This is a genomic window from Streptomyces celluloflavus, assembly GCA_000720995.1.
GTDB classification, from domain to species: Bacteria; Actinomycetota; Actinomycetes; order Streptomycetales; family Streptomycetaceae; genus Streptomyces; species Streptomyces celluloflavus.
Window position 1 is genome coordinate 1 of record JOEL01000141.1, and the last position, 485, is coordinate 485.

Annotated in this window: 1 protein-coding gene; it reads right to left on the reverse strand. The window is 65.4% G+C overall.

Annotation, left to right across the window (positions count from 1 at the left end; all coding sequences use genetic code 11):
* Positions 1-485 (reverse strand): SAM-dependent methyltransferase (locus tag IH09_RS36230; protein WP_190233528.1); only part of this gene is annotated, 485 nt, incomplete at both ends.

Sequence of the window (485 nt, forward strand, 5' to 3'; positions counted from 1 at the left end):
CGCCGCGAACGCCGTGAAGAAGCCCGGGTCGACGACCAGCTCCTTCTCCAGCACCACATCCTGCTCAATCGCACGCCGAAGCCGCGCAGGATCGGAATCGGGCTCAGCACCATGCAGCTGAACCGCCGAACGGAAAGTACGCAGCAGACGCCGGTCACGGACATCGCCGACGAAGACCGCACCCCCAGGCACCACCAGGGAGAGCGCCTTTTGCAAGACCTCTGCCAGGTAGTCGCCGTGCGGGAAATACTGGACGACCGAGTTCACGATGACGACGTCGAAGAAACCCTCCGGCAGCCCCTCCGTCACATCAGCGGCCTGCGCCCGCAACGTCACACGATCCGACAGCTCAGGCCGCTCCGCCACCTGGCCCCGCAGTGCGTCAATAACCTGCGCCGACAGATCCGTGCCCCAGTACTCCTCCACGCCCGACGCCAAATGCGCCATGAGAAGACCCGCACCCACGCCGATCTCCAACACCCGAC